15 protein-coding genes are annotated in these 8,904 nt (G+C 39.6%); 10 read left to right on the top strand and 5 right to left on the bottom strand.

Translation table 11 applies throughout. The features are described from left to right. Positions 1–66: 66 nt before the first annotated feature. Positions 67–243 (bottom strand): hypothetical protein, encoded by a 177-nt coding sequence (locus tag AC25Y6_RS10880; RefSeq protein WP_488143023.1) that lies wholly within the window; start codon positions 241–243, stop codon positions 67–69. Positions 244–666: 423 nt separating this feature from the next. After that, positions 667–1,221 (bottom strand): CotY/CotZ family spore coat protein, encoded by a 555-nt coding sequence (locus AC25Y6_RS10875; RefSeq protein ID WP_488143022.1) that lies wholly within the window; start codon positions 1,219–1,221, stop codon positions 667–669. A 112-nt stretch (positions 1,222–1,333) separates the two neighbouring features. Here AC25Y6_RS10875 and AC25Y6_RS10870 point away from each other — a divergent pair, with 112 nt between their 5' ends. From AC25Y6_RS10870 to AC25Y6_RS10840, 7 genes are all read left to right on the top strand, one after another. Next, positions 1,334–1,741, top strand: a complete 408-nt coding sequence (locus AC25Y6_RS10870) for a hypothetical protein (RefSeq protein WP_488143021.1) — start codon at positions 1,334–1,336, stop codon at positions 1,739–1,741. Then, positions 1,741–2,196 (top strand): stage V sporulation protein AC, encoded by a 456-nt coding sequence (spoVAC, locus tag AC25Y6_RS10865; RefSeq protein ID WP_488143020.1) that lies wholly within the window; start codon positions 1,741–1,743, stop codon positions 2,194–2,196. The genes AC25Y6_RS10870 and spoVAC overlap by 1 nt, the downstream gene beginning before the upstream one ends. Continuing rightward, positions 2,190–3,191, top strand: coding sequence for a stage V sporulation protein AD (locus tag AC25Y6_RS10860; RefSeq protein ID WP_488143019.1), 1,002 nt, complete (start codon positions 2,190–2,192; stop codon positions 3,189–3,191). Before spoVAC ends, AC25Y6_RS10860 begins: the two co-directional genes overlap by 7 nt. A 9-nt stretch (positions 3,192–3,200) precedes the next feature. Next, positions 3,201–3,563: a stage V sporulation protein AE gene (gene spoVAE / locus AC25Y6_RS10855; protein WP_482100251.1), complete on the top strand. Its 363-nt coding sequence runs from the start codon at positions 3,201–3,203 to the stop codon at positions 3,561–3,563. Between the two features lie 68 nt (positions 3,564–3,631). Next, a complete protein-coding gene (locus tag AC25Y6_RS10850; RefSeq protein WP_488143018.1) occupies positions 3,632–3,787 on the top strand; it encodes a YjcZ family sporulation protein in 156 nt (51 codons plus the stop codon). A 15-nt stretch (positions 3,788–3,802) separates the two neighbouring features. Continuing rightward, complete coding sequence (locus AC25Y6_RS10845) at positions 3,803–4,057, top strand: stage VI sporulation protein F (protein ID WP_482100253.1); 255 nt, start codon at positions 3,803–3,805, stop codon at positions 4,055–4,057. An 88-nt stretch (positions 4,058–4,145) separates the two neighbouring features. Next, positions 4,146–4,451 (top strand): hypothetical protein, encoded by a 306-nt coding sequence (locus AC25Y6_RS10840; protein WP_488143017.1) that lies wholly within the window; start codon positions 4,146–4,148, stop codon positions 4,449–4,451. Positions 4,452–4,499: 48 nt separating this feature from the next. Here the strand turns inward: AC25Y6_RS10840 and AC25Y6_RS10835 are convergent, their stop codons facing one another. From AC25Y6_RS10835 to AC25Y6_RS10825, 3 genes are all read right to left on the bottom strand, one after another. Further along, entirely contained in the window at positions 4,500–4,937 is a 438-nt protein-coding gene (locus tag AC25Y6_RS10835; RefSeq protein ID WP_482103827.1) for a GNAT family N-acetyltransferase, read from the bottom strand. A gap of 3 nt (positions 4,938–4,940) precedes the next feature. Further along, positions 4,941–5,456 carry a YjcG family protein gene (locus AC25Y6_RS10830; RefSeq protein WP_482100256.1) on the bottom strand — a complete coding sequence of 172 codons (516 nt, stop codon included), beginning with the start codon at positions 5,454–5,456 and terminating at the stop codon, positions 4,941–4,943. A gap of 89 nt (positions 5,457–5,545) precedes the next feature. Further along, on the bottom strand, positions 5,546–6,268 hold the full coding sequence (locus AC25Y6_RS10825) for an esterase family protein (RefSeq protein WP_482100257.1): 723 nt from the start codon (positions 6,266–6,268) through the stop codon (positions 5,546–5,548). Positions 6,269–6,378: 110 nt separating this feature from the next. Between AC25Y6_RS10825 and AC25Y6_RS10820 the strand changes: the two genes are divergently transcribed. From AC25Y6_RS10820 to AC25Y6_RS10810, 3 genes are all read left to right on the top strand, one after another. Continuing rightward, positions 6,379–6,963 (top strand): phosphatidylglycerophosphatase A family protein, encoded by a 585-nt coding sequence (locus AC25Y6_RS10820; RefSeq protein ID WP_482100258.1) that lies wholly within the window; start codon positions 6,379–6,381, stop codon positions 6,961–6,963. Between the two features lie 267 nt (positions 6,964–7,230). Continuing rightward, positions 7,231–7,959 carry an amino acid ABC transporter ATP-binding protein gene (locus AC25Y6_RS10815; RefSeq protein WP_482100259.1) on the top strand — a complete coding sequence of 243 codons (729 nt, stop codon included), beginning with the start codon at positions 7,231–7,233 and terminating at the stop codon, positions 7,957–7,959. Positions 7,960–7,981: 22 nt separating this feature from the next. After that, positions 7,982–8,809: a transporter substrate-binding domain-containing protein gene (locus AC25Y6_RS10810; RefSeq protein WP_482103829.1), complete on the top strand. Its 828-nt coding sequence runs from the start codon at positions 7,982–7,984 to the stop codon at positions 8,807–8,809. The last annotated feature ends 95 nt before the right edge of the window (positions 8,810–8,904 follow it).

The following is an 8,904-nucleotide window of genomic DNA, read 5'->3' as shown; positions in this document are numbered from 1 at the left end:
TGTGAGAGGTCGGCTAATCAACTAATGATTAGCCTCCTACTCGATCGGTAATCGTATGGTGGGTGTTCATCCGTCGCTCTCCAAAAACACAAGTACAAGAAGTGCTGAAGCTTTTCGGGACGAAAGAATTGCCTGCTTCTCACCTGGAGAGAAGCGGTCAAAGATACAATTTTGACCGCTGAATCCTTCTTCTATAGTATCTCTATTTATATTATAAAGAAGTGTCAATATCTTATAAAGCATCACATAATATTTTCTGAAGGTTAGCAACGAATACAATGTACAACGTGCAAGAGTGCCCGAAATTGTATCTTCGGGCACTTATAATCTTTATAGAAGCTTATCTATTCTTTTCTTTCAAAGCCACAGTATTTCTCACTTGAATATTGTAGGAGCGCGGTAGGCTAATATTCACAATAGGATTAGCGAAAAGAGGATGTCTAGAAGTGACGGAGTCACTTCTGGACATCCTTGCCCCTCGGTAAAAGTATCGTGATTAATTCGCCGAAAGCGGACCGGAAATAGTCCAGTAAAAATAGCGGTTTTAAAGCACTTCTCTCCAACACTTTATAAAAAATGGTTAATCACAGACGTTACTTTACATAACAAAAAATCTGTCTGATCGATTTAACGATCAGACAGATTGGGCATTGCAGGGTAATAAAATTAATCTTCGTCACAGTCGATAAATACGTCCTTAACACACTGAATACCACAGAAACATTTTAAGTCCACAGTTATACATGAACCTGTTGCTTCAAAACGATCCACGTCACACAACGCATCCAAATCGATTTTTCCGTTCTTGATAAGGTTTACACCATGTCTACCTTTACGAGGTTCTAGTACTTCTAATGTAGCACAGCAATTGTCAAATACGTTTTGCACTCTGAAAAAGACCGACCAACAGCCATCGTGATCCTTATCTTTATCTGATGAATTTGCACCTACTGAATCTCTCCGTCTTCTGTTTTCCTTATTAAACATTGCTTTGAATGGATCGCCATCTTTAGTTAATAGCATAAATACACGTGTATTTGCACGTTGACGTGATGGGCTGACAAGAGCTCCAAGTGGAGTCAAGAAACAGTCGGTACTGCAATCGTCACAGTCCCGATCATCCCTAAGGTCTTGCACCCGCTTAATTGCACGGACGACTTCACAAATACAATTATCGTCGCGACGTTTATCATTACAATCATCATTTCTTCCACATCCCATTACTTACACCTCCTTTTTTCAATTCTTTATACTTTATGCGACAAAGTTCAGAGTGTAAGGGCGCACCAGTATTATGAATAAAGATTAGAGCGAAAAGGCATACTGTAAGGAAATGGAGGGGACGCATATCCGTAGATTTGGTCAATTGCTACTCGCAGCAGTTTTACTATCAGGTTGTTCAGAAAACGGGTTTCGTATTGACAATCATTCTGACGAAGATGCTGCAAAAGCAGAAGAGGTCTTTAAAAGTGACGAACGACTCACTTCAGCGGTTACTGTTTTTCATGAAAATGATGTCATTGCCGGAGTTACACTTAAAACATTTTCGAGATTCAAAAAAGAAAAAATTGAAAAGGAACTTAAAGGGAAGCTGGAAAAGTTATACCCTGATTTGGATGTAACAGTATCTGCAGACAGCAAAATATGGATGGAAACAAAAAAACTCATGAAATTGGAAAGTGAAAAGAAAAAAGCTGGAAAAATCAAAGAGTTAAAATCACTCATAAAGGAAGAGACATGATGGATGAAAAAAAGTATGCGAAATTAGAAAAAGAAATTTCACCTAAAACCCCTTTTTTGCGAAATATGATTTTTGCGTTCTTGACTGGAGGAACTATTTGTTTGGTGGGTCAATTTGTTTCATTATTTTATATGACGTATTTTGATTTTACGGAACGAACGTCCAGTAATCCAACTGTGGCTACAATGATATTCTTTGCGATGCTCCTAACGGGTTTTGGATTATATAAAAAAATTGCACAGTTCGGAGGGGCTGGAAGTGCAGTTCCGATAACTGGTTTCGGTAATGCAGTCATTTCCGCTTCTATCGAGCATAAGTCCGAAGGTTATGTCCTTGGGGTGGGCGGAAATATGTTTAAACTTGCGGGGTCCGTCATATTATTCGGTGTTTTTTCGGCGTTTGTGGTTGCTCTTATTAAAACGATTCTGGTTAAGTTTGGTGTCGTGTCATGGTAGGGCGCGGTCTGTTGACTTTCAAAACGACACCTTCCATTGCTGCGACAGGTGTAACAGTGGGACCTTTGGAAAGAAAAAGCCCTTTTGCGGATAAGTTCGATAAAATGTACGACGATGAACGTTGCGGTTTGAAGACGAATGAACATGCAAATGCAAAAATGATAGAAGACGCATGCATGATTGCTTTAAGTAAAGTTGAATCCATTCCTAGTGATGCTGACTTTCTGTTAATTGGTGATCTGGTCAATCAACTGACGCCTTCAAATTTTGCAGCTGGTACATTAGGAATTCCATACATCGGTTTATTTTCAGCTTGTTCGACATCTGTATCCTCACTTTTACTCGCAGCATTGTTGACTGAGTCGGGGATGTCTACAATGGCCATTGCGGGAGCGTCTAGTCAACATAATGCGGTTGAACGCCAATTTCGCTACCCAGTTGAATACGGTGCGCAAAAACCCGAGACTGCTCAGTGGACTGTCACTGCCGCGGGGGTAGCGACTATCACGCCATATAAAAAAGGAGTACCTTCTATAGAGTGCGGGACAATGGGATGTGTAATAGACCTCGGAATGACTGATCCATTGAATATGGGTGCTGCGATGGCACCCGCGGCGGCGGATACGCTATCACGCCATTTAAAAGGCCATGGGAAAGATGTAAGTGACTACGATGTCATAATGACTGGGGATCTTGGGAAAGTCGGATTTGAGTTATACAAAACGCTCGCAGGTAATCAGGGGATTGATGTATTTGAAAACTTTCGGGACGCAGGTAAAGAATTCTACGGTGATGACACATCCTTTTTAGCAGGGGCAAGTGGAGCCGGTTGTTCGGCAGCTATTTTTTTTACGGAAATAATCGATAAAATGGTGGCAGGTAAATATAAGCGTGTCCTTCTCATTGCGACTGGTGCGCTCTTATCTCCGTTATCATTCCAACAAGGAGATACGATTCCGTGTATCGCGCACGCAATCGAATTAACGATGAAATGAGTGTGGCTAATGGTTTCGATTTTTATTACCGCCTTTATTGTAGGGGGTCTTATCTGCGTTGTTGGACAGCTTTTATTCGACGTCGCAAAACTGACGCCCGCGCATACATTATGTATTTTGGTTGTGGCAGGTTCAGTATTAGACGGTTTTGGATTGTATGAGCCTTTTATCGATTTTGCCGGGGCAGGTGCAACTATACCGATTACATCGTTTGGCAACTCGTTGACACATGGAGCGATGGCGGAGGCTGAAAAACATGGTCTCATTGGTGTAATGACAGGAATGTTTGAAGTGACAAGTTCAGGAATTAGTTCTGCTATTCTGTTCGGTTTCATTGCTGCTATCATTTTTAAAGCAAAAGGAAAGGTTTAATAGTCATTTAGCCCTCTACCTTCTAGTTGTGTCCGCATAGGATATATAGAAAGGAAGGGGGTATATTTATGTTCGGATGCAATTCGCATGTAGGTGGTTATGGCGGCGGTGGTTGCGGCGGTTATGAAAGCGATAAAGGCGATAATTATGGTGGTTCGACATTTGTCCTCATCGTAGTTCTCTTCATCTTGCTCATTATTGTGGGCCGCAGTTTTTATGTTTAAGAAAGGGGATATTAGATGAATGATTCATTTTTCCGGAAAATCGAATCAAAGACAGGCGTCCCGATGGAAGAAGTGTTTGCACTTGCAAATGCAATCCAGTATGCGGATTTCAGCGATGAACGGCAAGTAAGGAAGATCATACGAAAAGTGGGTAAACTCGCTAAAAAAGATGTTCCTCAAGCTACTGAAGATGAGCTTGTCAACTCTATCTTAAAGAATGGTAAAGCCGTAAATATTAAAGATATTCAAGATATGCTTGGGCGGCAATAAAATAAAAATACAGAAAAGCAGAATAATAGGTTTAACGGTAGCACTCTAAGGATATACTAATAGAAAATGTGGAAATGGGGTGTTAACAATGGGGTATATATTACCGATTCAGCCAATACAATCTCAAATTTACGCAAACCGATTGAATATGGATCTCCACGATTTTGCATTTATCGAAAAGGTCGGCAGGGTTAAGCTTGATTCGGATTTTTCGGATGAATTGAATGGATCCTTTTCTCAGGAACAAGAAAAGGATAAGGGAGATGTAGAAGGTAAGCCTATTGTTAAAATACCTCCATCCTATCAAGGATTTGTCTATCCAAATCCTGTTAATCTGTCACCAATCATTGCTCAAGTTGTAGGAAAAGGTATATCAGTAAATGCATATATCTAATGAATGATTAGAAAAAGGTTCGCATTGCTATCTAGCAATGCGAACCTTTTATGATTCAATAATAATTTTCTCCATTGCACGGTGCGGAATGTCGGCATCCATAAACTCTGGTGAAGTAATAATATATCCTAATTTCTCATAGAAAGGAACAGCGTATGCTTGAGCATTCAAAGTTACTTTCTTCATATCTACGTTTATTGCATGCTCTTCAAGTGCATTCATTACGAGATTACCCAGATGTTTACCGCGGTAGTCTTTTAAAACACAAACCCTTTCGACCTTCCCGATTCCGTCACTGATTTCTCTGATTCGACCTGCTCCGATTGGTGTTTCGGCCGAATAGACGACGAAATGCACTGCAGTCTTGTCAAGAGGATCTAGTTCAAGATTGAGGGGTACTCCTTGTTCTTCCACGAATACTTTTCTTCTGACAAAAAATGCGTCTTCTCTTTCAAGGTCAGAAGTTGCGATTTTTACTTCGAACAACGTTCAGTTATCCTCATCGAGGCGGAATGTTTCGTAGACCGTCCAAGAGCCGTCTTCAAGCTGGTAAGTTAGGTGAAGTCGATCAATCGTTTCAGTATGATCGACACCAATCATTTTCAATTGACCTATGATATCATCGTGCTCGCCGGAAGATAACTTTTGTGCAATCGTCACGTGGGGAACGAATGCATATTCAGGATCTTTACCGAAAAAGTTGAAATTCAAATCTTTATGCAATGCAGCCAATTCATCGTTTAGAGTGGCCTTGAAGTAAATCGTATTCGTAATAGGGGCAAAAGTACCCACTTTCGAAACATTTAATTCGAACGGACCGTGTTTTTTAGTTATTTCTTTGATGGCTTTAGAAACTTCATCAATTTCCTGGTCGTTCGCTTCGAAAACACCTTTAACCGTCAAATGTGGAGTAATTAGTGCGTAATGCGGGTCGTATCTTTTCCGATAGCCGTTCGCTAAATCTTGAAGTTTCTTAGATGGAAATGCAACAACGCCATAATTCAATATGAAAACCTCCTAGGTAAAGTTATTGTTAAATGCTTCATACAATCAATTATAACAGAATATCCTGCAAATTGTCCGTTTAGACTGACTTAATGGCCAAATACCATTTTTATAGCGCGGGGGATATCGGGTTGCCAATACTTCCAAGTATGATTTCCGTCGAATTCTTCATAATAGTATGGAAACCCTTTTCGTACAATCAACTCGTTTAATGTCCGGTTGGGTGTAAGAAAGTCCTGGACACCGTCAACCTGTGTGGACACTTCATTCTCTCCAGTTCCGATCACATGATAAATCGAGAAACAAGAAGAATCTTTTGCAGCTTCCACTTTTTCCAGTACCAAATCATCGACATAAGGGGAATGGAGAAGTACTCTTCCGAATATATTAGGGTATTTCAAAGCAGTTAATAGTGAGATCGTAGCCGCAAGTGAATCTCCTATGAGTGCTCTGCCTGTGCCTATTTGATAAGTCGGGTAATTATCATCGATAAAAGGGACAAGCTCGTGGGCCAAAAATCGGATGTATGCTTCTCGTCGATCACCTTCAGGATGATACATGCGCCTTCGTTCCTGGACGCTCTTGTAAGGGACGCCAACGACAATCACGTTCTCTATTTCTTCTTTTTCAAGCAACCCATCGATGACTCGTCCAATTCGTCCATACTGAAAATAGTCTTTTCCATCGGATGCGATTAGAACTGAGTACTTATATAGTGGGGAATAATTGTGTGGTAAATGAATAAGTAACTGCATTTCCTCATCAAGTTCTTTACTATAGATTGTTATGTCCTCTATTTTACCGTTCTTCAAGATGAAACCTCCTAAAAATGCGTATATAGTGAAATTGTATCATATCGGCAAGGTCAGGTATAATGGTTGTGTTAAGTTTATATATTACTTACAAAAGGGGTTGAACAGTAATGCATGACGACAAAAAGGTAGTTCATTCAAAAGTTGTAACTGATGCAACGAAAGCAGCTTTGAACCGACGCGGTGTAACGCTTGAATCGGTTGCAGAAATTGTCTACGAAATGCAATATCCTTACAATAAAGGCCTCACAATGGATCACTGTATTGAATCTGTTGAAGGTGTACTCCGAAAACGTGAACTCCAACATGCAATCTTAGTGGGAATCGAGCTGGATGAACTTGCTGAACAAGGTAAGTTGTCCGCACCCTTACAACAAATTGTTGAATCGGATGAAGGACTCTTCGGAGTCGATGAAACAATCGCACTTGGTGCCGTATTTACATATGGATCCATTGCAGTAACGACATTCGGTCATCTTGACAAAAATAAAATAGGAATTATTAATGAACTGGATACAGTAAAAGGAAAAGCAATCCATACGTTCCTTGACGATCTCGTTGCCAGTATTGCTGCTTGTGCATCGTCAAGAATTGCACACAGAACGCGTGATTTACAAGAAGCCGGCGAAACCTTCGAAGATATCAGACCTGATGAAACAATGCCTGAAACGAAAGTGAAAGGTGCACAAACATAACGAAACGTATATGAAAGCCTGAAAGGTTTAAACCAACCTTTCGGGCTTTTTTGTATTAAGGAGGTTCATTCAATAGAATAAGATATAACTTTGAAAGTGTACTAATCGTGATGTAATTATATCAAATGTAACCGTTTTCAAAAAATCAAGTTGACAACTAAATTGTGAATAGATAGAATGGCATACATGCATGACAATTTAGAAATTGGAAATGATTCGATGAACTCAGTTCTTTTTGAGTTCGAAGTTGTTAGAAAGGGGTAAGGCATGATTTCATTTGAACAAGTCAATAAATATTATGGAGATTTTCAAGTTCTTAAAGATATTAATCTCACTATGAAAGATGGAGAAGTAGTTGTCATCATCGGTCCATCGGGCTCTGGGAAAAGTACGTTACTTAGATGCATAAATAGGCTTGAGACAATTACCGAAGGAACGCTTACCGTGAATGATACCGTAGTCAATGACAAGAAAACGGATATTAACAAATTGAGACGAAACATTGGAATGGTTTTCCAACACTTTAATTTGTATCCACACAAAACTGTTCTTCAAAATATTACACTAGCTCCAATGAATGTCTTGAAGCAATCAGCAGAAGAGGCAAAAAAGACTGCGATGTATTACTTAGAAAAGGTAGGAATTCCTGACAAAGCATCTTCCTATCCATCGCAATTATCTGGGGGACAACAACAACGCGTCGCAATTGCGAGAGAACTTGCTATGAAACCGGACATCATGCTTTTTGATGAACCTACATCTGCTCTTGACCCGGAAATGGTCGGTGAAGTATTGGATGTCATGAAAACGCTTGCAAAAGAAGGTATGACGATGGTGGTTGTCACACATGAAATGGGATTTGCCAAAGAAGTTGGAGATCGAATTGTCTTCATAGACCAAGGCAGAATTTTAGAAGAGGCACTTCCGGTTGAGTTTTTCGAAAACCCGCAAGAAGAAAGGGCTCAAGTCTTTCTCAGCCGTATATTAAATCATTAAAAACAAAAGGGGAGATGTTGATATGTTTAAAACAAAAAAGATTCTTTTATTAACGATTACTGCAATTATGTCAGTTATGCTTTTGGCAGCTTGTAATTCGGAGGACGACAATGCAGCGAGTGATGCAACAGAAGGGAAAAATGTACTAGATACAATTAAAGAACGCGATAAAATTGTGTTCGGTGTAAAATACGACACGAAATTATTTGGTTTAAAAGATCCAGCTACAGGAGAAGTTGAAGGTTTTGATATCGATGTTGCTAAGCAATTAGCAAAAGAAATCCTAGGCGATGAAACGAAAGTTGAATTTGTAGAAGTAACATCTAAAACAAGAATTCCATTATTGAATAAAGGCGATATCGATGCAATTATCGCGACAATGACAATTTCAGAAGAACGTGCAAAAGAAGTTGATTTCTCAGACGTATATTTCAATGCAGGTCAATCTCTTCTTGTGAAAAAAGGAAGTCCTATTCAAAGTACTGACGACCTTACAAAAGATACAACTGTAATTGCTGTAAAAGGGTCTACTTCTACTGATAATATACGTGAAGCAGCTCCAGATGCACCCGTCTTAGAATTTGAAAACTATGCAGAAGCTTTCACTGCACTTAAAGCTGGAAAAGGTGAAGTATTAACAACAGATGACTCAATCCTTGCAGGAATGGCTTCTGAAGATGATTCATTTGAATTAGTTGGTGAACAATTTACAGAAGAGCCTTATGGGATTGCTGTGAAAAAAGGTGAAAAAGAACTTTTAGATGCGCTTAACACTTCGCTTGAATCACTAAAATCGAACGGTGAATTCGATACTGTTTATAACAGTTGGTTTGAAGGTTTGTTGAAGTAAAAGGGTGTTTCTATATTGGCAATGTATAGTTTCACAAAATAGTTTGATCAATCAGGATGGGCATCTATTGCCCATCCTGATTGAATTAAGTGAGG

The sequence above is a fragment of the Sporosarcina sp. Y1004 genome (genome assembly GCF_057669665.1).
This window is presented reverse-complemented; position numbering and strand designations above follow the sequence as displayed.

Bases quoted from the DNA above. Each gene is read 5' to 3' on its own strand.
- AC25Y6_RS10880 (WP_488143023.1), bottom strand. From the start codon at position 243: ATGCTTTATAAGATATTGACACTTCTTTATAATATAAATAGAGATACT.
- AC25Y6_RS10875 (WP_488143022.1), bottom strand. From the start codon at position 1,221: ATGGGATGTGGAAGAAATGATGATTGTAATGATAAACGTCGCGACGAT.
- AC25Y6_RS10870 (WP_488143021.1), top strand. From the start codon at position 1,334: ATGGAGGGGACGCATATCCGTAGATTTGGTCAATTGCTACTCGCAGCA.
- spoVAC (WP_488143020.1), top strand. From the start codon at position 1,741: ATGGATGAAAAAAAGTATGCGAAATTAGAAAAAGAAATTTCACCTAAA.
- AC25Y6_RS10860 (WP_488143019.1), top strand. From the start codon at position 2,190: ATGGTAGGGCGCGGTCTGTTGACTTTCAAAACGACACCTTCCATTGCT.
- spoVAE (WP_482100251.1), top strand. From the start codon at position 3,201: ATGGTTTCGATTTTTATTACCGCCTTTATTGTAGGGGGTCTTATCTGC.
- AC25Y6_RS10850 (WP_488143018.1), top strand. From the start codon at position 3,632: ATGTTCGGATGCAATTCGCATGTAGGTGGTTATGGCGGCGGTGGTTGC.
- AC25Y6_RS10845 (WP_482100253.1), top strand. From the start codon at position 3,803: ATGAATGATTCATTTTTCCGGAAAATCGAATCAAAGACAGGCGTCCCG.
- AC25Y6_RS10840 (WP_488143017.1), top strand. From the start codon at position 4,146: ATGGGGTATATATTACCGATTCAGCCAATACAATCTCAAATTTACGCA.
- AC25Y6_RS10820 (WP_482100258.1), top strand. From the start codon at position 6,379: ATGCATGACGACAAAAAGGTAGTTCATTCAAAAGTTGTAACTGATGCA.
- AC25Y6_RS10815 (WP_482100259.1), top strand. From the start codon at position 7,231: ATGATTTCATTTGAACAAGTCAATAAATATTATGGAGATTTTCAAGTT.
- AC25Y6_RS10810 (WP_482103829.1), top strand. From the start codon at position 7,982: ATGTTTAAAACAAAAAAGATTCTTTTATTAACGATTACTGCAATTATG.